Raw genomic sequence first — 23,687 nt, 5'->3', positions numbered from 1 at the left:
GATGAACCTGCGCAGTTCGACACCGGCCGGTTTTACAACCACCCGGCTCGAACGTGGCGTCACCATCCTATTTCGACGCGACGCCCGTAAAAGGCCGCGGCACCCTGCCCGCCGCCTGACGATCGATCATCCAGCCAGGATAGGCGGGTGGCAACGCACTTACGGTGTCCAGACACGCAAGCTCGTCACCGGTCAGGACGACATCGACCGCGCCGAGGTTGTCTTCGAGCTGCTCGACCCGTTTGGCGCCGATGATGACGCTCGTGACGTGCGGCTTCGCAAGCAGCCAGGCGAGCGCGATCCGGGCAACCGAGACCCCATGCGCGTCGGCGATGGCGCGCATCGCGGCAACGCACGGCCACGCTCGCTCGAGGTCGACCGGCGGAAAGTCGAAATGGCTGCGTCGTGAGCCTTCCTCGGTCGGCGCACCGGGGCCGAACTTCCCCGAAAGCAGCCCGCCGGCGAGCGGAGACCAGACGAGGAGCCCCATCTGCTCGTCGATCGCGAGCGGCACCAGTTCGCGCTCCACGTCCCGTCCGGCGATCGAATAGTAGGCCTGCAGCGTCTCGAAGCGCGTCGCATGGAGCCCCTGGCTGAGGCCGAGCGCCTTACCGATTTTTCCGGCGCGCCAGTTCGACACGCCGACATGGCGAACCAGCCCCTGGCGCGTCAGATCGTCGAGCGCCCGCAACGTCTCTTCGACCGGTGTGACGGAATCGCTGGCGTGTATCTGGTACAGGTCGATATGGTCGACCTGGAGGCGTTCCAGGCTTCGCTGCACGGAATCCATGATGTGGCCGCGCGACGCCCCCTGATCGTTGGGCTTCGGGCCCATCGCGCCGGCCGTCTTGGTCGCCAGCACGATCTCGTTGCGCGGGACGCCGAGGTCCCGGAGCGCCTGTCCGACGAGGCGTTCGGATTCGCCGAACGAGTAGATGTCGGCGGTATCGATGAAGTTGATTCCCGCGTCCAGTCCGCGGGAAATCAGTTGGGTCGCGTCGCGCTGATCCAGCGCGCCGATCGCCGCCCACATGCCGGCATCCGCATTGCCGCCCAGGGTCATCGTGCCGAGACACAGCTCCGAGACATACAGGCCGGTGCGGCCCAGTCGCTTGTATTTCATGGTCGTTTTCCTTCAGGCTCGGCGGGAAAAAATGCGGCGGCGTCCGGGCCGGCGCACCGCGCACGCAAGGACTTCAGTGGATGGTTGATTCAGCGCTGCCCGGCCCGAAACCGTCCGGCGATCGTCGCGACGCGTGCGCCATAGCGGCGTGCGGTCTCGAGATCCCCCGGCGACATCTCGTCAGGCGACGCGTCGGCCGGCGTCTGCGCCATCGGCGCGATATAGGAGCCCATGCGGTTCAGGTCGTCACGCGCCGACGCCTTCAGGTTCGCCGGCTTGATGTCCATGCTCACCCAGATCCCCCCGTGCTGCCCGGCCAGCAGCACGAAGTATTCGAGCGTATTGAGCTTGTCGCCGTTGAGGCTCGCGCTGTTGGTAAAGCCGCCGAAGATCTTGTTGCGCCACGTGCCGTCGAACCAGGCTTTCGACGACGCATCGGCGAACTTCTTGAACTGCCAGCTGGGCCCGCCCATGTAGGTCGGCGAGCCGAACAGGATCGCATCGGCGCCGGCCAGCGTGTCCCACGCGTCCGCTGCAATGTTGCCGTCGGCGTCGATGGCGACGAGTACGGCGCCGGCCCCCTCGGCGACCGCCGCGGCCAGCCGTCGAGTATGTCCATAGCCGGAGTGGTAGACCACGGCCGTCGTAACCGGAGAAATGTGTTGCGTCATGGTTGTGCCCTGCCGTCGAGGTTGTCGTCGGGTGACGACGTCGGAAAGCACTCTACTGGGTCACAACTGAGTTATAAATGACGACCGATTGAACGTTCTGTTACTCCGTGAGTGAACAATGCAAAACCTCGATGCGCTTTTGATCTTTGCGCGTGTCGCCGAAATGACGAGCTTCACGCGTGCGGCCGAAAGCCTCGGTATCCAGAAGGGACGTGTCTCGATGGTGATCCGTCAACTCGAGCGCGACGTGGGGGTTGCGCTGCTGCATCGAACGACGCGGAGCGTGCAGCTGACCGACGACGGCCGCGCGTTCTATTCACGCGCACGGGACCTGCTGGCCGACGTCCAGGAACTGCAATCGATGTTCTCCCGCGACGGCACACGCCTGCGGGGAAGGTTGCGCGTCGACATGCCGACCGAGCTGGCACGCAGCGTCGTGGTTCCCGCGCTCCCGCAACTGATCGCGGCACATCCGGAGCTGGAACTGGAGCTGTCGAGCACCGACCGGCGTGTCGATCTCGTGCAGGAAGGATTCGATTGCGTGATCCGCCTGGGTCCCATCGTGGACGAGACGCTGATTGCCCGACCGTTGGGCCGGCTGCGCATGATCAATGCGGCAAGCCCCGGTTATCTGGCGCGGTATGGCGTACCGCACACGCTCGACGATCTGCTCCGCCACGGACACCGGATGGTCCACTACTCGCTGACGCTCGGTGCCAGACATGCCGGCTGGGAATATCCGACCGGTGACGGCTATGCGACGCTTGCGCTGCCGAGCGCGATGCAGGTCAACAACGTGCAGACCTATCACGCGGCGGGGCTTGCCGGCATCGGGTTGATCCAGGCCGGCTATTCAGGGGTCGCCAATCACGTCGCAAGCGGCGCGCTGGTGGAGGTGCTGCCCGACCTGCGCCCGGAACCGCTCGCCGCGTCGCTCGTCGTGGCCCATCGGCGCAATCTCTCGCCGCGCGTCCGGGCGTTCATGGACTGGATCGAACGGGTATTGGCGCCGTATTTCGATTGAGGGCGTGTGGACGTTCGGCGTTGCACGCGCCCGGCGCGCCGCGCCACAGCCGTTTCCCGATAAGATGGCAGATTCGGTTCATCGAACGACGCTGCCATGACCGCCTCCTCCTCACCCCGAAATCCCATTCACTGCGAAATCGATCTCGACGCGCAAGGCAAGCACGCGGGCTACCTGCGGCTGCCGCACTCGGTGCACCGCTCGGCCTATGGCTGGCTGCCGATCCCGATCGCGTCGATCCGCAACGGCGACGGCCCCGTCGCGCTCGTGATGGCCGGCAACCACGGCGACGAGTACGAAGGCCAGATCATCGTGTCGCAACTGATGCGCGAGATCGAACCCGAGATGGTCAGCGGACAGTTGATCCTGCTGCCGATGGCGAATTTCCCGGCGGCGGATGCGGGCCTGCGCGTGTCGCCGCTCGACGAAGGCAACCTGAACCGCAGCTTCCCCGGCGACCCGACCGGCACGCCGACGCAGATGATCGCCCACTACATCGAGCACGCGCTGCTGTCGCGCGCGCAGTATCTGGTCGACCTGCACTCGGGCGGCAGCTCGCTGCTGTACCAGGGCGGCAACATGCTCGCGATCGATCCGCTCGACGCCGACGAAGCCGCGAGGCTCAACGGGCTGCTGGTCGCGTTCGGGTTGCAGAATGCGCTGCTGCACGCGCCGAATCCCGTGCACTCGGCGTCGGCTGCGCGCCGGCAAGGAGCGATCTCGATCGTGACCGAACTCGGCGGTGCCGGCATGGCCGATCCGTCATTGATCCGACTCGGCCGTCACGGCCTGCTGCATTACCTCGGCTATATCGGGCTGCTGCACGGCGCGCTCGTGCCCGACGCGCCGCCGACCGTCACGCGCTTCATGCGCGTCGACGGCGATCGCCATTTCGTCTATGCGTACGAGCGCGGGCTGTATGAGCCGCTTGTCGAACTCGGCGACCAGGTGAAGGCCGGACAGCCGGCCGCGTGGGTGCATTTCCCCGATACGCCGTTGCGCGAACCGGTGTTGCACCGGTTCAAGGGGGATGGCGAGGTCGTGTGCAAGCGCGTGCCTGCGCAGGTGCGACGGGGGGATTGCCTGTTTCAGCTGGCGGAGCTGTCGACGCCGCCACGTGTCATCGAGTGATCGCGACTGGCGCAACCCGCCCCCGCGAAGGATATCGGCAACGCGCCGCAACCGTCGTACGCCGGCGCCCGTGCATATGCCGACCGTCAGCCGGACGACCCTGGCAACTCGTTGCCCTGCGCAGCACCGCATTGATGGCAATGCGGGAAGAAGAAGAAATTCCGGCCGCCGCATTCGCATACATTGAAAAGCCTCAATCCGCAATGTACGCAGAACGTGGAATCGTCGCCGCCGAGATTCCATTGTTTGTCGCAGGACGGGCAGCGCTTTTTTTCGAGTGACCGAACGGCTTTTTCGTATCCGATCGTACGCGCGCGTGCGCCCTGATCCTGCTGCAATTCGAGCCGTTTGCGCTCTGCATAGCGCTGAAATGCCTTCATCATGTAAAGGCCGGCGAATACCGTGAGCGCAATGCCGACCAGAACCCGGACATAGCCGCCGAAATTCGGCAAGTACGGTACCAGTTCAATGAAAAACGCACTCAGTGCAAACAGGCCAAACCCATACACGAAAGGCCAGTAGCGCACCTTGCGGTAGCGGATGAACAGCCAGATCGCAACCAGCAGTATCGGTAACGTCAGCGCCAGCCGCAGCCCGAACACTTGCATCTCGTAGTGCCGTGTTGCCTCGTCGAAGCGCCGTTCGGCTGCGGCGTCCGCTTCGGCGATTTGCGTGTCCACTCGAGTCTGCTGCGACGTCAGTGCCCGTTGCTGGTCGCCGATCGCATCGATCTGATGCTGCCAGTTGACCACCACGGCCTGGAGCGTATCGAGCTTGTGCGTTCTGGCCAGAATGTCCGGGTCCCTCGCACTGTCTCCTGTCACCGAGCGGGTTGCCAGCCAGTTGCGGAAACTCTCCTTCTCGGCCGCGTACTCCTTCGCGGCGCGGCCACGCGCCACTTCCATCGTGTCGGCCTTCTCGACAAGCGCGTCGTGCTGCGCCTGCAGACGGCGCCGCGCCGCGTCCAGCCGCGCCTTTGCCTGGGCATCGGCGAATTGCTCGATGACGGGCGGGCCGCCGCTCGGCGCGAACGCCATGTCGCGGATCACAAGGCTGCCGAGCATGTTCAGAAAGACCGCGAAGACGATCGCAATCACCCACGACGCGAGTCGCAGGAGCCGCGCTGGACTGGTCAGGCCGTCGCCGGAAGTCATCATTATTTTTTTGCCCTCTGTTGGAATGGCTTTCATTGTCGTCAATCTCGATACATCCGTCGATTGTCTCTTGCTCGTCGATTTCAGCCCGGCGCCGCTCCGATGGCGCATGCCGACGGTGGATTCAACCGGTCGATGCCCAGTACCGTGAGGACTGCTTTTTGGGCGCAACGGTCACTTGCCGCTCGGTTAGCAGGCAAATCCAGGGCAACTACAATCGTCGAGGCACGGCCTGGGGGCACCTCTTTGGTCCGCCCATCCTATTTGGCGTGCTCGCTTTTTTCTCTTTGCACGTCGCCGACCGGCGCATAGATACGTCGTCTACCTTGCCGGTGCCGTCGTCGCGCAATGGATTCTGTGGTTCGTCGGGATACGTATTCTCTATATCTGATTCGTTCCGGTTAAACGAAAAAGCCCGCATGTGCGGGAATACATGTCGATCGGCCGCGTCTGGATGTACCGGCGCAGGCAGCGACTCGCGTACGACGGGGCAATCACAGCGGAAAGCTCGACATACAACGGACGTTCTGCCGCGCTGACGTTCCGGACAATCCCGATGGCCGATCCGCAGGCTGTTGCCGACGCGTGGACGAGCGGAATTGCGAATCCGGTCAGCCAGTGGATCGAGATGGATTTTGGCGCGGAGCGCGAGTCGACGAGATGGCGCTGGTGCTGGTGCCGCTCATGTTTCGCAACGGGCTCCGTAATCCGCAGACGCTCGAAATTCAGTGCTCGGACGATGGGCAGGCTTGGACCGGGCTTGTGCGCGCCGCGGCGCTCGATTGGAGAGATGGGGAGCCGAAGCGCTTCGCAATTGGCACGCCACGACTTCGGGTCGCGCCGATGTCGCGTTGGCCCGGCAAGCAACGGAAGCCCGTTGCAGCGACCGGGCCTGACGAGCTGTAACAGCAACACCGTCATCTTCTTTCTGGCCGCCGTGTGCGGCCTTTTTCGTTTGGATCGCCACATGCAACTCACACCGCACTTCACACTCAAGGAATTTACGCGCAGCGATACCGCGCGTGCTCGGCAGGTCGACAACACGCCGTCGCCTGCGGCCGCTGCGATCTTGCGGCGGCTCGCGCAGACCCTTGAGCAGGGCGACCGCTGGGTGCGCGGCAACACGCCTTCCGGTTGTTTTTGGTGCGTGCTATGTGGGGTACTCGTTATTGCTGAATGGCGAGTTATTTTGTTTCTTAATTTATACTTATTTCGTGTAATTGAGTGTAATTGATCTTCCGCACGCGAGCCACTAGATTTGTTGTGCGCAAGATTTCTTATGTTGCGCCGTGAATTCAAGTGTAATTTGAATTTTTTGCCAAAATCATGATGACCAGGTCGCACTTGTCGTCAAATTGAAAACCGGAGAATGAAAATGTCAAATTATGTGCAATATGGATCAAATATCCGCATTGGCAATCTTTACGGAGGCGCAAATAATCCCAGCTATCTCGGCATCAATACCAAACAGACCACGAGCACAACTGGCGCCCTGGACCCCATTGGAACGTATAAGTCATTTAGCGACTATGTAAATGAAACGCAATGGACAATAGGGTTGGTGGAATCCTCTGGTGATGGCAGCTCCGTTTACAGTGGCGATACGATTACCCTGGTAAATGCCAGTGACGGTGGTAATTTGGCACTATTCAACAGCTATCCCCCGAATAATTCTGGCTACCCCGTAGCAACAACCACTGACACCAGCAATTCTCTGATTACCATCAACTGGACCATCATTATTACCACCAAAAAAAGCGGCCAAGATGTTGGCCTAAATTACGAAGACAACATCATTTTGGTAGCTAATTTTAATAATTTGGCAGGCGTTCTGGACACCAACGGCGCAGGTAATAATAAGCCCTTCCAGTTTTTGGTCACGGGTTCGCGTCTTGCCAATCGTGACGGCGGCAGCGGCACATGGAAGGTACTCACAGTGCAGGGCTGAGCTTAAATTTCGTGAGCCTCAACTGTTGGGGACACTGGTGGCGGGCGTAGCCCGCCATCGGCAGAGCGGAAATAGATCGGTCAAATCTCGCAACTCAATTGTTCGGCAGTCTAAATCAATGCTGAACGGCATCGCGCGTAAAATCAAATTGTGGAGGCATCATGGCTTCTGTTTATGCCGTCTTATACGATAAGAGCGGTACGTTTCTAATGGCTAAAAAGCAGATGAAGTCATACTATACCCAGGCCGACGGGGGGAAGGTTAATGCGCTTGGGTGGACGATAAATAGCGGCCCTGGGGAATATGCATTGCCTGGAGGCAAGCTGGAGGAAGCCAACATCGAGCGCGGTGCTAGGCGCGAGTTCTTGGAGGAAACCGGATTCAATTTGCCGCCTAGCCCCGACAATAATCCACCGAAAACAGTGAAATTCAATGTGAAGGGTGAGGCATTGCCACCCAATGCAACGAGCTTTGCTTTTGCGGCAGTATATTTTTGCGCAAGCGAAGAAGATGTGAAAAATACGTGGAGCAATATATCAGAAATCGCCCTACTCAATTCCAGGGATATTGTCGGGGCGATTATGCGCAGGGGCATTGAGACTTATTCAGAAATAACTTTATATGCAAGAAAGCACGGTATAAAAGAGTGGCCGGCTGATAACGAGCTGAAATGGGTTTGGCGCTGGAGCTTTTCTAATAAAAATGACTGGGCCAAGATAGAATCAATGAAGAACGATGATGATATAGGTTGGTATTACTGCATTTTGGAGTATTTGTGTTTTCACATTCTCAATCGCAAGGTGTAAGATTTTCTGGTGAATGCTATTTTCAGGATTTAAATGCAGGCGCAAGGCGTAGACCATGCATGGACGCCCCCGGTTTGCCAAGCTTTCATCTGCGACGGTTTGAAGGTTAGGATTGCCGCCATGCATCCGGACTTTAATTCCGGCACAAGCCGGCTGTCCCTGATGGGATATGCTGGTCAAGATCTCAGCAAAATAGCGTGCTCAACGGCACGTTGGTCTACACAGATTCCCTTGACCACGGTCTCACCTGTCTCGCCATCACTTTCTGATCGCCTGAGCAATCGGTGGTTTGATGCTCCTCAAACGTTGTTGCGTTGCTTGCGTGCTGTCCCGACTACGCAGCCGTATCAGCAACCGTGTAGTCGGGACGGAACTCACGATCATGCGTTAGGAGTGCCCAGATAATGCGCGTGTTCTTGTTTGCCAGCGCGACGGCGGCGACATTGGCGTTGCGTCGCCTCATCAGATTGCCGTAGGCCAAATTAAAGTTGTCACCGAGCGGTGCGGCACCTGGCTCGAATGCAGCGCGACGTTCGGCATAAGGAAGGCGGCGGTTGCCTGCCCGCACCGGCGGCTTTTGCGCTCATGCAGCGGCCTCGCGCATCAATCGTTCGCGCGTCATCCACAGATTGCTCAGAGCGAACAGCGTGTGCAACTCTGCGGGTTCTTCATCAAGCCGCGATAGCGCACCTTTAGATGCCACCGTGCGCGGCGATGAACATGGCGACGGCCGACCGGCAATAGGATTCGATTTCGTTGTCGTCAGTTGCCCTCGCCTCATCGAAGCGTGCGACAAGCAGCAGATCGGATCCTTTGAAGAGCGCGCCAAACAAGCGGGCGGACCGGTGAGCATCGGGTACGTTCAGCATCGCTTTCGCGTGCAACTGACGCAACACGGCCTCGATTTGGGCGATGACATGGGCGGGCCCGGCTTCGTAATGGAGCTTGCTTAACGACCTTTGATTCGTCTTGTCGGCCAAAACCATGGCTTCGACACTGCGGACGTCCGGACTCAACAGCGTGCGAAGCAGCGATGATCCCACCGCCATGAGCTGATCTTCAGCCGAACCGGCGATGCCTTCGGTAAGGGTCTGCGGTGCAAACTGCTGGCAGTGGGCCGCCATGGCCGCGCTGAACAGCGCCTCCTTGTTCTCGAAGTGCCGATAGATGCTGAGCTTGGATATCTTCGCGCGCTGCGCAACCTTGTCCATGGTCGTCGCTTGAAATCCCAATTCCACAAAGAGTTCGCAGGCAGCGTCGACGATCGTTTGGCGAAGCGCCTCGTTGGCGGGCCGGCCGCGCCGGCCCTGGCTATTTTCGGTCACGTCAATTCCAGTACTTGACAGTATTCAAATTCTCACATTACGATACCAAACAGTATCGCAATGTGCAAGCCAAGGGTAGGTTTCAACCGGTTGTCCAAATGAGGTTCCCCGGGCCCCGGCGATATCGAGTGCAGCATTGTCAGGCCGATCACTACAGCCATGAGCAACTTTCTTGCCAATGTCAAAGCCCTGCTCGCTGGCCGTTTCAAGCGCGTACCGCCGGGCGATATTGCACACCGCGCCCAGCCCACCCCTCCATCCACAACACGGAGCGCATCACCATGAATGACGTCGTCATCATCGGCGGCAGCTTTGCCGGCCTCGCTGCCGCCCTGCAGCTTGGCCGTGCCCGCCGCAAGGTCATCGTTCTCGATACCGGCCGGCCGCGCAACCGCTTTGCCGGCCACTCGCATGGCTTGCTCGGCCACGATCACAAGCCGCCGCTCGACATCCTGGTCGAGGCGCGGCAGCAGCTGTCGCGCTATCCAGCAATCAGCCTGGTCAATGCCCGGGCGGAGGGCGTGTCTGGCACCATCGACGATTTCTGCGTCGTCACTGACGATCACGAAAGCCTGAGGGCGCGCCGCGTGATCCTGAGCTATGGCGTCGCCGACCAGATGCCTGATGTTCCAGGCTTTGCCGAAAGCTGGGGCACGTCCATCGTGCCCTGCCCCTATTGCGACGGCTTTGAAGTCGCCGGCCAGCATTGGGGCCTCGTTTGGTCCAGCCCGCAGTCGTACCAGTCTGCCAGGCTGTTCCGCGATTGGACTGACAAGTTGACTGTCTTCACCGATGGTCATGACATTGCGCCCGATATCCAGGCCGATCTGGCGCGCCGCAACATACCTCTCGTCGATGGCCGGATCGTCGAAATCGCCCACCAGAACGGCCATATCGCCACCGTCAATCTCGATACCCGCCGCAACGTCGCAGTCGACGTCCTGTTCGCCCATCCGCGCAACAAGCCGTCCGCAAGCCTGCATGAATCACTGGGCCTCGCCACGGTCGATACGCCCACCGGCATCGTCCTCAAGGTCGACGAGCGCCGCGAAACCAGCATGCCCGGAATCTACGCCGCTGGTGACCTCGCCACACCCTTCTTGCCCTCGGTCACGCAAGCATCATCGCAGGGCGCGATGGCGGGCATCTTCGCCCAGCAGTCAATGGTGGTTTGAGAGCGCAGATTCCCCTTCTCCCGTCGCGTCGTCGCCTTCAAAAGGTTGGCGTAGATCGGCGCGGTGAAGGACGGATTGTCGAGTCAAGGGGACGACATGGCAGAGCAAAGTGCAGATCAGGTCGGTGACTGGAATGGTCAAAGCGGGGAACGCTGGGTCGCCAACCAAGCCCGGCTCGACGCTATGGTGGCAGTGTTCGGTCAGGCCGCGATAGAAGCCGCCGCACCCGCGACGGGTGAGCGCGTGCTGGACATCGGCTGCGGCGCGGGCGCGTCGAGTCTGGCTCTGGCTGCCCGCATCGGCGCGGGGGGCCAAGTGCTAGGCGTGGACATATCCGAACCGCTGATCGGCCGAGCGCGCGCGCTTGCGCCACAGGACACGCCGGCCCTGTTCATAGTGGCCGACGCCAGCGGCGCCGAGTTTCCCGAGGGCGCGTTCGACATCCTGTTCTCGCGTTTCGGGGTGATGTTCTTCGACGATCCGACAGGGGCGTTCGCCCATATGCGACGCGCACTCCGGCCGGGCGGGCGGGTCGCTTTCGTCTGCTGGCGCGGCGCGGCCGAGAACGATTGGATGCGCCTGCCGGTGGGCGCGCTCAAGGGCATCGTCCCGCCGACCGCGCTGCCCGATCCCGAAGCGCCCGGCCCGTTTTCGTTCGGCGACCGGGGGCGCGTGGCGCGCATCCTGACAGCGGCCGGCTTCACCGATATCGCTATCGCGCCCTTCGACGCTTCCGTCCCGTTCGGCGAGGGCGAAACGCGGGACGCTGCGATCGACGACGCGGTGAAGATGACGCTCGAGGTCGGCCCGCTGTCGCGTGTGCTCGCTGATCAGCCCGACGACATCCGCGCCCGCGCCTCGGCCGCGGTTCGTGCCGCCTTCGCAGACCTCCCCGGCGAGCGGTCGGTGATGATCGACGGCGCGGCGTGGATCGTCACGGCACGCAATCCGGCAAGCTGACAGGAATGAACAGGGTCGACGCCCCCGCTCGGTAGAGCTGGGCGTCGTTGGCCGCTCAGATTGATGTCCCGTCTGGCCGATGAACGAGCGCTCGCCTTGTGACAATCAGACGGCCGGTTGCGAAGCAGAGCCGACGCCTGAGCGGCCTGCCGGCGGCGCATGTGACCGGCAGTTTGTGGTCGGCAACCGTCACCGTCATATAGAATGACGCGCTTTGCCCGCCCCCCCTATGTGGTTCAAGAACCTTCAGCTTCATCGTCTTCCCGCCCCTTGGGCCGTCACCCCCGACCAGATGGAAAAATGGCTGGCGCCTCACGCGTTCCAGCCCGGCAGCAGCGTCGAAATGCAGCGCGCCGGATGGGCGTCGCCGCGTGACGACGGCGCGCTCGTGTATTCGAACAACCGGCAGATGCTGCTGCTGTTTCGCGCCGAAAAGAAGCTGCTCCCGGCATCGGTCGTCAATCAGGTCACCAAAGCGCGTGCGCTTGAAGTCGAGGAGCAGCAAGGCTTCAAGGTCGGCCGAAAACAACTGCGCGAACTCAAGGAGCAGGTGACCGACGAACTGCTGCCGCGCGCGTTCAGCATTCGCCGCGATACCCGCGTGTGGATCGATACGGCGAACGGCTGGCTCGTCATCGATGCGGCGGCACAGGCACTTGCCGACGACGTTCGCGGCCTGCTCGTCAAATCCATCGACACGTTGCCGCTCGCCGGCGTTCAGGTGGCCCGTTCGCCGGTGGCCGCGATGACGGACTGGCTGCTGTCGGGCGACGCGCCGGGGGGCTTCACCGTGGACCAGGACGCCGAGTTGCGCTCGAGCGGCGAAGGCGGCGCCACGGTGCGATACGTCGGCCACGCGCTGGAAGCGAACGACATGCGCCGGCACATCGAAGCCGGCAAACAATGCATGCGCCTCGCGATGACCTGGGATGACCGAATCTCGTTCGTGCTGACACCGTCGCTGACGATCAAGCGCGTCACGCCGCTCGACGTGATCAAGGAAGCGGCGGATCCCACCGCGCAAAATGACGACGAACGCTTCGATTCGGATTTCACGTTGATGACAGGGGAATTGGCGCGAATGCTGACCGATCTCGTCGATATCCTGGGTGGCGATCAGCAGGGCGCGATTCATCAGGCGGCAGCCTGACGCCGTCGTCGTCGAGGATCATCGCCCCGCGACGGCGGGGCGTCGTGCCGACGCGATGATTCGAGGAAGACCGTCGCCACCGTGGCGGCGGGTCGCGGCCGGGCGCTCGCGCCTCTGGCCCCTGAATAGACAACCCCGAATCGGCATGGCCGGCAGGTCATCGAAACAACGACACCCCGCCAGTCCACGGCAGTCATCCATATCATGCACGTATCGAACGGGCGCGGCTCCCACCCCGCCCGTTCGCCCCACCCCACTCCCCCTGCAAGCCTTCTTACACCACCCGCGAAATCCTTATCGAAATTGCTTCGTTCGCCTTTGCCGGCCGCGCCGCTAACGTGTTCAAAACGGCGGCGGCCCGCCATTTGCATCGCAGCAGGATGCGCACCAGCCGCCGCCATCACGACAACCGCGCCGCGATAACGGAACAGACCGGACGGGCCGCGTGCCCGCACCCCGCCAGGAACGTCCGCATCGCGCGCCCTTCGCGATGCCCATGGCCACGACCGACCGCATCATCGACACGACACCGCTCGACGTCCGCGCGCAACCGCTGATCGACGCGCTGATCGACGAGTATTCGACCCGTTACAACGCGTATCGCCCCGACAGCCACGCGTCCGCACGCGATGAGCTCGCGCGCTACCCGGCCGAACTGTTCGCGCCGCCCGAAGGTGCCTTCGTGCTGCTGTTGCGCGACGGCGAGACGATCGGCGGCGGCGCGTTCAAGCGCTACGACGCGCAGACCGCCGAGCTCAAGCGCATCTGGACCCGCACGGACCTGCGCCGCCAGGGCCTGGCACGCCTCATCGTCGAGGCGCTCGAACTGCGCGCCGCGCAGCAAGGCTATCGCCGCCTCTACCTGACCACCGGTTTTCGCCAGCCCGAAGCATGGGCGCTGTACGACCGCACCGGCTATACGCGACTGTTCGATTCGTCGATCGACCCCGAAGCGTATTTCCACCTGCGGTTCGGCAAGGATCTCGCCGATCCGTCGCGCACGTCGACGCTGACCGACCTGTGGGCGCCCGTGCCCGAACCGGTGCTGCCGCGCTGACCGCGACCGCGCCCCTGCCGCCCTCCGCTCACCGCTTGTCACCACAGGACGCTTTCATGCAACGAGCCGTACCGCTTTCTTCCCGTGCCGCGCGCACGCTGGCCGCCGCGCTGATCGGCCTGACCGCGTTCACCGCGGCCGCAGCCGCCGCGACGTTCGACCTGAGCCCCGAACAGCGCGGCCGCCCGCGCGGCGTGGCCGATGCGGCGGTCGAGCGCGCGGTGCCCGCGTCGTTCAAGTTCGCCGAACCCGGCACGCTGACGATCGGCGTCGCGCCGAGCCTGCCGCCGATCAGCTCGTATGCGACCGACGCGCGCACCGTGATCGGCTTCGACGCCGACGTCGGCCAGCTCGTGTCCGACAGCCTCGGCCGCAAGCTGAAGATCGTCGCGCTCGCGTGGGCCGACTGGCCGCTCGCGCTCGAATCGGGGAAAGTCGACGCGGTGATCTCGAACGTCACCGTCACCGAGGAACGCAAGCAGAAGTTCGATTTCTCGACCTATCGCAAGGACCAGGTCGGCTTCTACGTGCGCAACGACAGCAAGATCCAGGCGATCCGCGAGCCGAAGGACGTCGCGGGGCTGCGTGTCGTGACCGACGCCGGCACCAACCAGGAAAAGATCCTGCTCGCGTGGGATCGCGAGAACGTCGCGCACGGGCTGAAACCCGTGCAGATCCAGTACTACGACGACCAGGCGATGCGCATCGTCGCCGTGCAGTCGGGCCGCGCCGATGTCGTGTTCAGCGTGAACTCGGTGCTCGCGTACCAGAGCGCGCAGCAAGGCAAGACACGGCTCGTCGGGGCGATCAGCGGCGGCTGGCCGCGCACGGCCGACATCGCGATCGCGACGCGACGCGGCAGCGGGCTCGCCGATCCGCTCACCGTCGCGTTGAACGGGCTGATCAAGAGCGGCCGCTACCAGCAGGTACTCGACCGCTGGAACCTCGCATCGGAAGCGATCGACCAGTCGCGCACGAATCCGCCGGGGCTGCCGAAGAGCTGAGCGCCGCGCCCGCTCACCGTCCATTCACGCTCACTTCACGCTCACGCAGGAACGCCGCCCATCATGTCTTACTCGCTTTCGTTGCTGGACAAGAGTCCGATCGCCGACGGCGCGAACGCCGCCGACGCGCTGCGCTTCACCACGACGCTCGCGCAGCGCGCCGAACAGCTCGGCTACGAGCGCTTCTGGGTCGCCGAGCATCACGGCACGCCGGCTTTCGCGAGCTCGGCGCCGGAGATCGTCGTCGCGCACCTGCTCGCGCACACGTCGCGCATCCGCGTCGGCTCGGGCGGCGTGATGCTGCAGCACTACAGCCCGTTCAAGGTCGCCGAGACGTTCAAGGTACTGGCCGCGCTCGCACCGGGCCGCGTCGATCTCGGCATCGGCAAGGCGCCCGGCGGACTGCCGCTGACCACGCGCGCGCTGCAGTGGTTCCACGACAAGGCGCGCAAGCCGGACTTCGCCGGCCAGCTGGCGGAACTCGACGCGTTTCTCGGCTGGGGCGTCGCCGAGGATCACCCGCTCGCCGGCGCGGTCGCGCTGCCCGTGCCGCCTCAGCCACCCGAACGCATCCTGCTCGGCGGCTCGCCGGACAGCGGCGCGCTCGCCGCGCGCAACGGCTGGCGCTTCTGCTACGCGGGACATTTCAACGGCGACGACGCGAATATCGAACGCTCGCTGGACGCGTACCGCAGCGCGGGCGGCACCCGGCCGCTGGTCGCGCTGTACGCGGTGGCCGCGCCGACACGCGACGCGGCCGAGCAACTGATCGGGCCGCTGAAGATCTTCAAGCTGCAGTTCGTGGGCGGCCAGAGCTTCAATCTCGCCAGCGCGCAGGCGGCCGCCGAATTCGCGCGGCAGAGCGGCGCGTCCGACTACCGGATCGACGAGCTGCGCCCGACGGTGCTGGCCGATACGCCCGAACGCGTGCACCGCGCGCTCGATGCGCTGAGCCGGCGGCTCGACGTCGATGCGTTCGTGATCGATTCGCCGGTAACCGACTACGCGGCGCGGCTCGCGTCGGCCGAATGGCTCGGCGGCGCGCTGTCGGCCACGCCGTTGCAGTCGGCCCTCGCGGCCGACCACTCCCTTACCCCTGACCAGAACACGTGACGCGCCCATGACCACCCGACGATCGATCCCCTTCGGCCTGATGCTGCAAGGCGCAGGCAGCCACATGAACGCATGGCGGCACCCGAGCAACCCGCCGGATGCAAGCATCAACCTCGACTTCGCGATCCGCATCGCGCGCCAGGCGGAAGCCGCCGGCATCGCGTTCGCGTTCGTCGCGGACGGCCTCTACATCAACGAGAAGTCGATCCCACACTTCCTGAACCGCTTCGAGCCGCTGACCGTGCTGTCGGCGCTCGCGGTCGCGACGAAGAAGATCGGCCTCGCGGGCACGATCTCGACGTCGTACAGCGAGCCGTTCACGGTCGCCCGGCAGCTCGCGTCGCTCGATGCGATCAGCGGCGGGCGCGCGGGCTGGAACGTCGTGACGACGCCGCTCGAAGGCACCGCGAAGAATTTCGGCAAGGCGCATCCCGATCACGAACTGCGCTACGAGATCGCCGACGAATACCTCGACGTCGTGCAGGGCCTGTGGGACAGCTGGGACGACGACGCATTCGTGCGCGACCGCGCGACCGGCCGCTTCTTCGACCGCGACAAGCTCCACACGCTCGATCACCATGGCCGCTTCTTCCAGGTCGCGGGCCCGCTCAACATCCAGCGCTCGCCGCAGGGGCAGCCGGTGATCTTCCAGGCCGGTTCGTCCGACACCGGCATCGGGCTCGCGGGCAAGTATGCGGATGCCGTGTTCACGCATTCGCCGTCGCTCGACGAAACGGCCGCGTTCACGCGGCGCGTGAAGCAGAGCGCGATCGAGCATGGCCGGCAAGGCAACGACGTGAAGATCTTCCCCGGCGTCGGGCCGATCGTCGGCCGCACGGCTGCCGAGGCCGAAGACAAATACCAGGCGATCCGCGACCTGCTGACGATCGACGAGGCGCTCGCGTACCTGGGCCGCTATTTCGATCACCACGATTTCACGCAGTACGCGCTCGATGCGCCGTTCCCGGAACTCGGCGAGCTCGGCCGCAACAGCTTCCGCTCGACCACCGACCGGATCAAGGCCGACGCGAAACAGAAAGGCCTGTCGCTGCGCGAGACGGCGCTCGCGGTCGCCACGCCGCGCCCGAACTTCATCGGTACGGCCGAGCAGGTTGCCGACGAGCTGATCCGCTGGCACGACGCGGGCGCCGGCGACGGCTTCATCCTCGGCTTCGCGGTGCAGGCGCAGGGCGTCGAGGATTTCGTCGAACTCGTGATCCCGGTGCTCGAGGCACGCGGCCGCTACAGCCGCGACCTGCCCGGTGCGACGCTGCGCGACCACCTGGGCCTGCCGCGCAAGGCCAGCCGCCATGCGGCGCCTGGCGCGTCGCACGAAACGGCGGCCGAAGCGCACGCCTGACACCCGCCGCCGCGCCGCCCGGGCGCGGCGCGCCCGCCCGACCGATTCGAGGATTTCCACCGACATGAGCGACACGACCCACCTCGGCGGCGCACTGCCGCCGCTCTCTTCCCCCGGTGCGCGCGACGCCGGCACGCGTTTCCGGATCGTGCCCGCACGCCACCGGTCGCGCACGGCCGGCACCGTGCTCGCCGTCGCGCTGATCGCGATCGTGCTGCACTCGATCCTCGGCAACCCGCAATGGGGCTGGCCGGTGTTCGTCGAATGGTTCCTGTCGCCGCCGGTGCTGTCGGGGCTCGCGCGCACGCTGGTGCTGACGCTGCTCGGCGCGGTGTTCGGCCTCGTGCTCGGCGCGTTCGTCGCGCTGGCCCGGCTGTCGCGTTCGCGGCTGCTGTCGGCGAGCGCATGGACCTTCGTGTGGCTGTTCCGTTCGATTCCACTGATCGTGCTGCTGCTGATCCTGAACAACCTCGGCTACCTGTACGAGCATGTGCGGCTCGGCGTGCCGTTCACCGACATCGTATGGTTCGACACGCCGACGACCGACCTGATCAGCCCGTTCCTCGCAGCCGTGCTCGGCCTCACGCTGCACCACGCGGCGTTTTCCGCCGAGGTGATCCGCGGCGGCATTCTCGCGGTCGACCAGGGCCAGCTCGAAGCAGCCGCCGCGCTCGGGCTGCCGCGCGGCCGCCAGACCACGCGGATCGTGCTGCCGCAGGCGATGCGCGCGATCCTGCCGACCGCGTTCAACGACCTGATCATGCTCGCGAAAGGCACGTCGATGGTCTACGTGCTCGCGATGCCGGAGCTGTTCTATACGGTGCAGGTGATCTATCGCCGCAATCTCGAAGTGATTCCGCTGCTGATGGTCGCCACCGTCTGGTACCTGATCATCCTGACCGTGCTGTCGGCCATCCAGGTGCAGGTCGAGCGGCACTATGCGCGCGGTGCGCTGCGCAACCCGCCGCCGTCCGTCATCACGTTTGCGCTCGCGCGCCTCGGCGTGCTGTGGCGGCGCGTCGCGTCCCGTCACGCGGCATCGAGCGCGCAGGCTCACGGCGATGGCGACGCCGCGACCGCCACCGCGCCGCGCGCCGGCGGCGAAGTGGCCGTGCATGGCGTATCGAAGCAGTTCGGCATGCAGCGCGTGCTCGACAACGTGTCGTTCGTCGCGCCGCGCGGCAGCGTGACCGTGATCGTCGGGCCGTCGGGCTCGGGCAAGTCGACGCTGCTGCGCACGATCAACCATCTCGAGCGCGTCGACGACGGCTTCATCGACATCGACGGCGAACTGATCGGCTATCGCCGCGACGGCGACGTGCTCTACGAGCTGAAGGAACGCGACGTGCTGACGCGGCGCACGGCCGTCGGGATGGTGTTCCAGAACTTCAACCTGTTCCCGCACCTGACGGTGCTCGAAAACCTGGTGGAAGCGCCAGTCGTCGTCGGCGGCATCACGCGCGACGCGGCCGAGCGCATCGCCCGCACGCTGCTCGCGCGCGTCGGCCTCGCGGATAAAGCCGATGCGTACCCGCGCCAGTTGTCCGGCGGCCAGCAGCAGCGCGTCGCGATCGCGCGGGCGCTCGCGCTGCGCCCGAAGGTGCTGCTGTTCGACGAACCGACGTCGGCGCTCGATCCCGAGCTCGTCAACGAGGTGCTCGACGTGATCAAGGAACTCGCGCGCTCGGGCACGACGCTCGTGATCGTCACGCACGAGATCGGCTTCGCGCGCGAAGTCGCGGACAACGTGCTGTTCATGGAGCGCGGGCGCATCGTCGAGGCGGGGCCGCCGGCCGTCGTGCTCGATGCGCCGACGCATCCGCGCACGCGTGCGTTCCTGTCGCGGGTGCTGTGATGCGCGCCGCTCCCGACCTGCGAGGTACCGCACGATGACCGACCGACGCCAGTTCATGACCGCCGCGCTGGTCGCGGCAGCAGGCAGCCTTCCATGGCACGCGGCGCATGCAGCCGCCGCGACCGCGGATCTCGACCCGCGCCAGGCCGGCCGCATTCGCGCGACACGCGATGATGCAGCCGTTCGTGAGGCAGCCGGCTACCGCTGGGTACGCGACGGCGCGTTCACGGTCGCGATTTCACCGCACGCGCCGCCCGTGTCGACCTACGCAACCGACGCGCGCACCGTGGTCGGCGCCGATCCCGACTATGCGCAACTCGTCGCCGACGCGCTCGGCCGCACGCTCGCGCTGGTGCCGATCGCGTGGGCCGACTGGCCGCTCGGGCTGACGTCCGGCAAGTACGACGCGGTGATCTCGAACGTCGGCGTGACCGAGAAGCGCAAGGAGAAATACGATTTCACGACCTACCGGCTCGGGCTGCACGGCTTCTACGTGCGCACCGGCAGCCCGATCGCGAAGCTCGCCGAGCCGAAGGATATCGCCGGCCTGCGCATCATCACGGGCGCGGGGACGAGCCAGGAGCGCATCCTGCTCGAATGGAACAAGCGCAACGAGGCGCAGGGGCTGAAGCCCGCCGAGCTGCTCTATTTCGACGACGACGCGGCGTCGCGCGTCGCGCTGCTGTCGGGCCGCGCCGATGCGGAGCTGAACCCGAACGCGTCGCTCGCGTACGAGGCCGCGCGCACCGGCAAGATCCGCCGTGTCGGCGTCGTCAATGCGGGCTGGCCGGCCAACGCCGATGTGGCGATCGCGACGCGGCGCGGCAGCGGGCTCGCGCCCGCGCTGACGCTCGCGACGAACGCGCTGATCGGCAGCGGCCGCTATGGGCAGGCGCTCGCGCGCTGGGGCTTGCAGAGCGAAGCGATCACGCGCGCGGAGACCAATCCGCCGGGGTTGCCGTCGTTCTGAACGCGACGCCCCGAATGACATCGCCCCGGCATGCCACATCGGAAATGCCGGGGCGAATCGAAGCAGTCCCGTACGTCGTTGCGCCGCGATGCCCGAGATGCGCCTACGCCGTCATCGCCGCGTGATGCCGGTCGAGTTCCGCGACCTGCGCATGAATCGCCGGAATCAGGTCGCGCCCGTAATCGAGCGCGTCGTCGAGCGGATCGAACCCGCGAATCAGGAACGTCGTTACACCGAGCCGGTAATACGCACCGAGCGCCCGCGCGACCTGTTCGGGCGTGCCGACCAGCGCGGTCGAATTCCAGCGCGCGCCGGTCAGGTTCGCGACGCCCATCCACAGCCGTTCGTCGAGCACGTCGCCTTGTGCGGCGGCCGCCATCAGCCGTTGCGAGCCCGCATTCTGCGGCGCATGGCCGGCGATCGGCTGGCCGTTCGCGAGCCGCGCCGCGCGCACGCGCTCGCGGATCGCCTCGGCCTTCTCCCATGCGGCAGCTTCGGTGTCGGCCACGATCGGCCGGAACGACACGCTGATGCGCGGCGCACGTCCGAACGGCGCGGCCGCCGCCCGCACGCGCGCGATCTGCTCGCGCACCGCGGCGAGCGGCTCGCCCCACGTCATGTAGACATCGGCATGCTCGCCCGCGACTGCCAGCGCGGCCGGCGACGAGCCGCCGAAATAGATCGGCACGTGCGGCCGTTGCGCGCCCTTCACGAGCGGCGATGCGCCGCGCAGCCGGTAGAACGCGCCATCGTGGTCGACCGGCGCGTCGGCCAGCCAGATCCGTTTCAGCACGTCGAGATATTCGCCGGTGCGGCGGTAGCGCGCATCGTGCGGCACGAAATCGCCGTCGCGCTGCAGGTCCGTATCGTCGCCGCCGGACACGACGTTCAGCGCGAGCCGGCCGCCGCTGAACACGTCGAGCGTCGCGATCTGCCGCGCGGCGGCCGACGGCACGATCACGCCCGGCCGGTGCGCGAGCAGGATGCGGATGCGTTCGGTCGCGGCGGCCGCGAACGACGCGACGATGAAACCGTCCGCCGCGTTGCTGAAATGGCCGACCAGGATCTGGTCGAAGCCGGCGGCCTCGTGCGCCTGCGCGAAGCGGCGCACGTAATCGGGCTGGACGGCCGCGCCGCCCGGTACGTCGACCTCCGCGCCGGGCGTCGCGGTGATCATGCCGATGATGTCGACTGGCATGTCGGGGTGTCCTTGTGGTGCTTGATCGGGATTCGGGAGTGCGGCCGGCCGGTCACTGCGCGGCGGCCGTCTTCTGCGCGGGCGCCGCGAACGCGCCTGCATACGAGCGGTCGAGCAGCTTCGACGTGTCGTACGCGGCCGGAATCACGCCGGCCTTGTGCAGGAAATCGGCCGTGTTCTGCGCATCCTTCGCGGCCGTCTCGTCGACCGGGCCGACGCGCTGCCTAGCATTGTTGAGCCAGCGGTACGCGACGTCGGGTTCGAGCTTCGCGCGCTTCGCCCACAGGTCCGCGTACTCGCGCGGATGGCTGTCGACCCACTGGCGGGCGACAACCACGCGCCGCAGGAAATCGGTGATCTCGGCACGTTTGCCCGACGCGGCCTGCTCGTTCGCCGCGACGAAGCTCAGCGCCGGCATCAGCCCCTGCGCGGTCGTCACCGACCGCGCACCCTGGCGCAACGCGAGCGTGCTGACGAACGGCTCCCACAGCGACACGGCGTCGACTGAGCCGTTCGCGAGCGCGTTGGTCGCGTCGATCGGCATCAGGTACGCATATTTGACCGAATCGGCGCGCAGGCCCGCGTGTTCGAGCGCGCGCAGCACGAGCTGCTGGCTCCACGCGCCGCGCCATACCGCGATGGTCTTGCCTTGCAGGTCGGCCACGGTGCGTACCGGCGAATTCTTCGGGACGAGAATCGCGACGCCGTCGAGGCTCTGCCGCGACACCGCCACGACCTTCACCGGCGCACCGCGCGCGGCCAGCGTGAGCAGCGCGGAATCGCCGAGGAAGCCGACGTCGATCGCGTTGCCGTTCAGCGATTCGGCAACCGGCGCGGCGGCCTGGAAATGCTTCCACTCGATCGTGTAAGGCAGGTCCTTCAGCACGCCGGACGCCTCCATCGATGCCTGGATGTTGAAGTAGTTCTGTTCACCGACGCGCAGCGTGACGGTGTCCTTGGCAATGCCCGGCTGCGCGGCAAGCGCCAGCAAGAGTGCCGTGACGATTCGGCTCAGCAACATGATCTCCCGGAGGGTTGGCGGGCGGCCGCGCGATCGCGGCGCCTCGTGGTCCGCCGTGCACGGCGGCCGGCGGAACGCATGGAACCGGTGAAGATACGTCGATCCGCTTCATGAAACAAACGCAATATTCTTCTATGCAAAGATGCAAATGTTTTATGAAGTGACCCGATGCCGCCTGTCGCCTCCAGGGAACCTTGTTCGAATGAACCCTCGACAGATATTTCGCGCACGAAATAAATCGCGGACTATATTTCGCATACGAAATAACTACCCGGAACGAGGACGGCCATGACCTCCCAACCCATCGAGTTTTCCGCTGCCGACGGCTACGCGCTGCACGGCACGCTGTGGTCGCCGGGCGCGCCGCCGCGCGCGCTGGTGCTGATCCATCCGGCGACGGCCGTGCCGGAGCGGCTGTATGCGGGCTTCGCGCGCTTCCTGACCGAACGCGGCTTCGCGGCGCTCACCTACAACTATCGCGGCATCGGCGCGTCGCGGCCCGCGCGCCTGGGCACGCTGCGGGCCCGCATGCGCGACTGGATGGAACTCGACGTGGGCGCCGCGACCGCGTGGGCACGGCGCGCGTATGAAGGGTTGCCGCTGCTGGCGGTCGGCCACAGCGTCGGCGGGCATGCGATCGGGCTGTCCGCCGCGACGACGCACCTGCGCGCGGCCGTGCTCGTCGCCGCCCATGCGGGCAGCACGCGACTGATCACGCAGGCGGCCGAACGCCTGAAGGTGCGGCTGATCCTGCGCGTGCTCGGCCCGCTGATGTCGGCGCTGCTCGGCTACGTGCCGGGCAAGCGGCTCGGGCTCGGCGAGGATCTGCCGGCCGGCGTGTTCCGCGAATGGAGTCGCTGGACGACGCTCCCGCACTATTTCTTCGACGATCCGACGCTCGGTGCGGCCGAGCGTTACGCGAAACAGCAGTTGCCGATCCTCGCGCTCGGCTTCGACGACGATCCATGGGCGAACCCGACTGCCATCGGGCTGCTGGTAAGCTACCTGACCCGCGCGGCGGTCGAACGCCGCCAGATCGATCCGCACGCGGCGGGCAGCGGCCCGGTCGGGCACATGGGCTTCTTCCGCAGCCGCCCCGGCACCGTGCTGTGGCCCGACGTCGCCGACTGGCTCGCGCAGGCACTCGACACGCCGCGAACCGCGGGCCGTCCGTCCCTTTCCATTGCAGCCGGGAACCCAGCTTGAGCGAAGACCGACGACTGTTTTTCATGTTGAACATCGGCCAGCGGCGCGTGCAGCGCTGGATCGACCGCAAAGCGGAGACCGAGACGCGCGCGAGCGCCGCGCAGGCCGGTGCGCTGTTCTGCCTCGCGAAACAGGATGGCGCGCTGATTGGCGAGGTCGGCGCCGCGCTGCAGCTTGCGCCGTCCGCGATGACGGGGCTCGCCGACCGGATGGCGAAAGCCGGCCTGATCACGCGTCATGCCGATTCTGACGACGGCCGCGCGACGCGGTTGTACCTGACCGACGAAGGCCACGCGGCGCTCAAGCATGCGCGCGTGCTGCTGCGCGAGCTCAACGGCAAGTTGTGCGACGGGTTTTCCGACGACGAGCTCGATGTCGTCGCGCGCTGGCTGCATGCGTTGCAGGACCGGTTCCCAGCGGAACGCTGAGCGGCCCA

General features: G+C 65.3%; 22 protein-coding genes and 2 pseudogenes. 16 read left to right on the top strand and 8 right to left on the bottom strand.

The window, feature by feature from the left end; genetic code table 11:
* Nucleotides 1-67: 67 nt before the first annotated feature.
* Both G3N64_RS06000 and G3N64_RS05995 read right to left on the bottom strand, forming a co-directional pair.
* Nucleotides 68-1,123 (bottom strand): aldo/keto reductase, encoded by a 1,056-nt coding sequence (locus G3N64_RS06000; RefSeq protein ID WP_205782799.1) that lies wholly within the window; start codon nucleotides 1,121-1,123, stop codon nucleotides 68-70.
* 89 nt (nucleotides 1,124-1,212) lie between these two features.
* On the bottom strand, nucleotides 1,213-1,794 hold the full coding sequence (locus G3N64_RS05995) for a flavodoxin family protein (RefSeq protein ID WP_205782798.1): 582 nt from the start codon (nucleotides 1,792-1,794) through the stop codon (nucleotides 1,213-1,215).
* A 118-nt stretch (nucleotides 1,795-1,912) separates the two neighbouring features.
* Here G3N64_RS05995 and G3N64_RS05990 point away from each other — a divergent pair, with 118 nt between their 5' ends.
* Both G3N64_RS05990 and G3N64_RS05985 read left to right on the top strand, forming a co-directional pair.
* Nucleotides 1,913-2,818, top strand: coding sequence for a LysR family transcriptional regulator (locus G3N64_RS05990; RefSeq protein WP_205782797.1), 906 nt, complete (start codon nucleotides 1,913-1,915; stop codon nucleotides 2,816-2,818).
* A gap of 96 nt (nucleotides 2,819-2,914) precedes the next feature.
* Complete coding sequence (locus G3N64_RS05985; RefSeq protein WP_205782796.1) at nucleotides 2,915-3,949, top strand: succinylglutamate desuccinylase/aspartoacylase family protein; 1,035 nt, start codon at nucleotides 2,915-2,917, stop codon at nucleotides 3,947-3,949.
* An 86-nt stretch (nucleotides 3,950-4,035) separates the two neighbouring features.
* Here G3N64_RS05985 and G3N64_RS05980 read toward each other — a convergent pair whose 3' ends face one another.
* On the bottom strand, nucleotides 4,036-5,106 hold the full coding sequence (locus tag G3N64_RS05980) for a hypothetical protein (protein WP_205782825.1): 1,071 nt from the start codon (nucleotides 5,104-5,106) through the stop codon (nucleotides 4,036-4,038).
* 553 nt (nucleotides 5,107-5,659) lie between these two features.
* On the opposite strand from G3N64_RS05980, the gene G3N64_RS39635 reads away from it, so the two are divergent.
* From G3N64_RS39635 to G3N64_RS05965, 3 genes are all read left to right on the top strand, one after another.
* Entirely contained in the window at nucleotides 5,660-6,337 is a 678-nt protein-coding gene (locus tag G3N64_RS39635; RefSeq protein WP_241020796.1) for a hypothetical protein, read from the top strand.
* Nucleotides 6,338-6,478: 141 nt separating this feature from the next.
* On the top strand, nucleotides 6,479-7,051 hold the full coding sequence (locus G3N64_RS05970; RefSeq protein ID WP_205782795.1) for a hypothetical protein: 573 nt from the start codon (nucleotides 6,479-6,481) through the stop codon (nucleotides 7,049-7,051).
* Between the two features lie 161 nt (nucleotides 7,052-7,212).
* Entirely contained in the window at nucleotides 7,213-7,857 is a 645-nt protein-coding gene (locus tag G3N64_RS05965; protein ID WP_205782794.1) for an NUDIX hydrolase, read from the top strand.
* Nucleotides 7,858-8,191: 334 nt separating this feature from the next.
* Here the strand turns inward: G3N64_RS05965 and G3N64_RS05960 are convergent.
* From G3N64_RS05960 to G3N64_RS05950, 3 genes and pseudogenes are all read right to left on the bottom strand, one after another.
* Nucleotides 8,192-8,323: pseudogene (locus G3N64_RS05960) on the bottom strand (IS110 family transposase); the annotation flags it as partial.
* 117 nt (nucleotides 8,324-8,440) lie between these two features.
* Nucleotides 8,441-8,556: pseudogene (locus G3N64_RS05955) on the bottom strand (IS5/IS1182 family transposase); the annotation flags it as partial.
* Nucleotides 8,550-9,182 (bottom strand): TetR/AcrR family transcriptional regulator, encoded by a 633-nt coding sequence (locus G3N64_RS05950; protein WP_205782793.1) that lies wholly within the window; start codon nucleotides 9,180-9,182, stop codon nucleotides 8,550-8,552. The pseudogene G3N64_RS05955 and the gene G3N64_RS05950, both read right to left, overlap by 7 nt.
* A 281-nt stretch (nucleotides 9,183-9,463) precedes the next feature.
* On the opposite strand from G3N64_RS05950, the gene G3N64_RS05945 reads away from it, so the two are divergent.
* The 9 genes from G3N64_RS05945 (at nucleotide 9,464) to G3N64_RS05905 (ending at nucleotide 19,826) form a co-directional block, all read left to right on the top strand.
* Nucleotides 9,464-10,357, top strand: a complete 894-nt coding sequence (locus G3N64_RS05945) for an NAD(P)/FAD-dependent oxidoreductase (RefSeq protein ID WP_205782792.1) — start codon at nucleotides 9,464-9,466, stop codon at nucleotides 10,355-10,357.
* Nucleotides 10,358-10,453: 96 nt separating this feature from the next.
* Entirely contained in the window at nucleotides 10,454-11,317 is an 864-nt protein-coding gene (locus G3N64_RS05940; RefSeq protein ID WP_205782791.1) for a class I SAM-dependent methyltransferase, read from the top strand.
* 229 nt (nucleotides 11,318-11,546) lie between these two features.
* Nucleotides 11,547-12,467, top strand: a complete 921-nt coding sequence (locus G3N64_RS05935) for a recombination-associated protein RdgC (RefSeq protein ID WP_205782790.1) — start codon at nucleotides 11,547-11,549, stop codon at nucleotides 12,465-12,467.
* A 496-nt stretch (nucleotides 12,468-12,963) separates the two neighbouring features.
* Nucleotides 12,964-13,524: a GNAT family N-acetyltransferase gene (locus G3N64_RS05930; protein WP_205782789.1), complete on the top strand. Its 561-nt coding sequence runs from the start codon at nucleotides 12,964-12,966 to the stop codon at nucleotides 13,522-13,524.
* A 56-nt stretch (nucleotides 13,525-13,580) separates the two neighbouring features.
* The gene (locus G3N64_RS05925) at nucleotides 13,581-14,528 is read left to right on the top strand and encodes an ABC transporter substrate-binding protein (RefSeq protein ID WP_205782788.1); all 948 of its coding nucleotides are present in this window, start codon (nucleotides 13,581-13,583) and stop codon (nucleotides 14,526-14,528) included.
* 63 nt (nucleotides 14,529-14,591) lie between these two features.
* The gene (locus tag G3N64_RS05920; RefSeq protein ID WP_205782787.1) at nucleotides 14,592-15,641 is read left to right on the top strand and encodes an LLM class flavin-dependent oxidoreductase; all 1,050 of its coding nucleotides are present in this window, start codon (nucleotides 14,592-14,594) and stop codon (nucleotides 15,639-15,641) included.
* Between the two features lie 7 nt (nucleotides 15,642-15,648).
* Entirely contained in the window at nucleotides 15,649-17,001 is a 1,353-nt protein-coding gene (locus tag G3N64_RS05915; protein WP_205782786.1) for an LLM class flavin-dependent oxidoreductase, read from the top strand.
* Nucleotides 17,002-17,065: 64 nt separating this feature from the next.
* Nucleotides 17,066-18,856, top strand: a complete 1,791-nt coding sequence (locus G3N64_RS05910) for an amino acid ABC transporter permease/ATP-binding protein (protein WP_205782785.1) — start codon at nucleotides 17,066-17,068, stop codon at nucleotides 18,854-18,856.
* A gap of 34 nt (nucleotides 18,857-18,890) precedes the next feature.
* Nucleotides 18,891-19,826, top strand: a complete 936-nt coding sequence (locus tag G3N64_RS05905) for an ABC transporter substrate-binding protein (protein WP_205782784.1) — start codon at nucleotides 18,891-18,893, stop codon at nucleotides 19,824-19,826.
* 103 nt (nucleotides 19,827-19,929) lie between these two features.
* Here G3N64_RS05905 and G3N64_RS05900 read toward each other — a convergent pair whose 3' ends face one another.
* Together G3N64_RS05900 and G3N64_RS05895 are read right to left on the bottom strand one after the other, a co-directional pair.
* The gene (locus tag G3N64_RS05900; RefSeq protein WP_205782783.1) at nucleotides 19,930-21,024 is read right to left on the bottom strand and encodes an LLM class flavin-dependent oxidoreductase; all 1,095 of its coding nucleotides are present in this window, start codon (nucleotides 21,022-21,024) and stop codon (nucleotides 19,930-19,932) included.
* A gap of 52 nt (nucleotides 21,025-21,076) precedes the next feature.
* On the bottom strand, nucleotides 21,077-22,045 hold the full coding sequence (locus tag G3N64_RS05895; protein WP_205782782.1) for an ABC transporter substrate-binding protein: 969 nt from the start codon (nucleotides 22,043-22,045) through the stop codon (nucleotides 21,077-21,079).
* Between the two features lie 288 nt (nucleotides 22,046-22,333).
* On the opposite strand from G3N64_RS05895, the gene G3N64_RS05890 reads away from it, so the two are divergent.
* Entirely contained in the window at nucleotides 22,334-23,251 is a 918-nt protein-coding gene (locus tag G3N64_RS05890; RefSeq protein WP_205782781.1) for an alpha/beta hydrolase, read from the top strand.
* Nucleotides 23,248-23,679: a MarR family transcriptional regulator gene (locus G3N64_RS05885; RefSeq protein WP_205782780.1), complete on the top strand. Its 432-nt coding sequence runs from the start codon at nucleotides 23,248-23,250 to the stop codon at nucleotides 23,677-23,679. The genes G3N64_RS05890 and G3N64_RS05885 overlap by 4 nt, the downstream gene beginning before the upstream one ends.
* The last annotated feature ends 8 nt before the right edge of the window (nucleotides 23,680-23,687 follow it).

Source organism: Burkholderia sp. Ac-20344 (genome assembly GCF_017104975.1).
In the GTDB taxonomy this organism is placed as follows: domain Bacteria; phylum Pseudomonadota; class Gammaproteobacteria; order Burkholderiales; family Burkholderiaceae; genus Burkholderia.
This window is presented reverse-complemented; position numbering and strand designations above follow the sequence as displayed.

Excerpts from the sequence above, each read along its gene's own strand:
- G3N64_RS06000 (WP_205782799.1), bottom strand. The coding sequence starts at position 1,123 with ATGAAATACAAGCGACTGGGCCGCACCGGCCTGTATGTCTCGGAGCTG.
- G3N64_RS05995 (WP_205782798.1), bottom strand. The coding sequence starts at position 1,794 with ATGACGCAACACATTTCTCCGGTTACGACGGCCGTGGTCTACCACTCC.
- G3N64_RS05990 (WP_205782797.1), top strand. The coding sequence starts at position 1,913 with ATGCAAAACCTCGATGCGCTTTTGATCTTTGCGCGTGTCGCCGAAATG.
- G3N64_RS05985 (WP_205782796.1), top strand. The coding sequence starts at position 2,915 with ATGACCGCCTCCTCCTCACCCCGAAATCCCATTCACTGCGAAATCGAT.
- G3N64_RS05980 (WP_205782825.1), bottom strand. The coding sequence starts at position 5,106 with ATGATGACTTCCGGCGACGGCCTGACCAGTCCAGCGCGGCTCCTGCGA.
- G3N64_RS39635 (WP_241020796.1), top strand. The coding sequence starts at position 5,660 with ATGGCCGATCCGCAGGCTGTTGCCGACGCGTGGACGAGCGGAATTGCG.
- G3N64_RS05970 (WP_205782795.1), top strand. The coding sequence starts at position 6,479 with ATGTCAAATTATGTGCAATATGGATCAAATATCCGCATTGGCAATCTT.
- G3N64_RS05965 (WP_205782794.1), top strand. The coding sequence starts at position 7,213 with ATGGCTTCTGTTTATGCCGTCTTATACGATAAGAGCGGTACGTTTCTA.
- G3N64_RS05945 (WP_205782792.1), top strand. The coding sequence starts at position 9,464 with ATGAATGACGTCGTCATCATCGGCGGCAGCTTTGCCGGCCTCGCTGCC.
- G3N64_RS05940 (WP_205782791.1), top strand. The coding sequence starts at position 10,454 with ATGGCAGAGCAAAGTGCAGATCAGGTCGGTGACTGGAATGGTCAAAGC.
- G3N64_RS05935 (WP_205782790.1), top strand. The coding sequence starts at position 11,547 with ATGTGGTTCAAGAACCTTCAGCTTCATCGTCTTCCCGCCCCTTGGGCC.
- G3N64_RS05930 (WP_205782789.1), top strand. The coding sequence starts at position 12,964 with ATGGCCACGACCGACCGCATCATCGACACGACACCGCTCGACGTCCGC.
- G3N64_RS05925 (WP_205782788.1), top strand. The coding sequence starts at position 13,581 with ATGCAACGAGCCGTACCGCTTTCTTCCCGTGCCGCGCGCACGCTGGCC.
- G3N64_RS05920 (WP_205782787.1), top strand. The coding sequence starts at position 14,592 with ATGTCTTACTCGCTTTCGTTGCTGGACAAGAGTCCGATCGCCGACGGC.
- G3N64_RS05915 (WP_205782786.1), top strand. The coding sequence starts at position 15,649 with ATGACCACCCGACGATCGATCCCCTTCGGCCTGATGCTGCAAGGCGCA.
- G3N64_RS05910 (WP_205782785.1), top strand. The coding sequence starts at position 17,066 with ATGAGCGACACGACCCACCTCGGCGGCGCACTGCCGCCGCTCTCTTCC.
- G3N64_RS05905 (WP_205782784.1), top strand. The coding sequence starts at position 18,891 with ATGACCGACCGACGCCAGTTCATGACCGCCGCGCTGGTCGCGGCAGCA.
- G3N64_RS05900 (WP_205782783.1), bottom strand. The coding sequence starts at position 21,024 with ATGCCAGTCGACATCATCGGCATGATCACCGCGACGCCCGGCGCGGAG.
- G3N64_RS05895 (WP_205782782.1), bottom strand. The coding sequence starts at position 22,045 with ATGTTGCTGAGCCGAATCGTCACGGCACTCTTGCTGGCGCTTGCCGCG.
- G3N64_RS05890 (WP_205782781.1), top strand. The coding sequence starts at position 22,334 with ATGACCTCCCAACCCATCGAGTTTTCCGCTGCCGACGGCTACGCGCTG.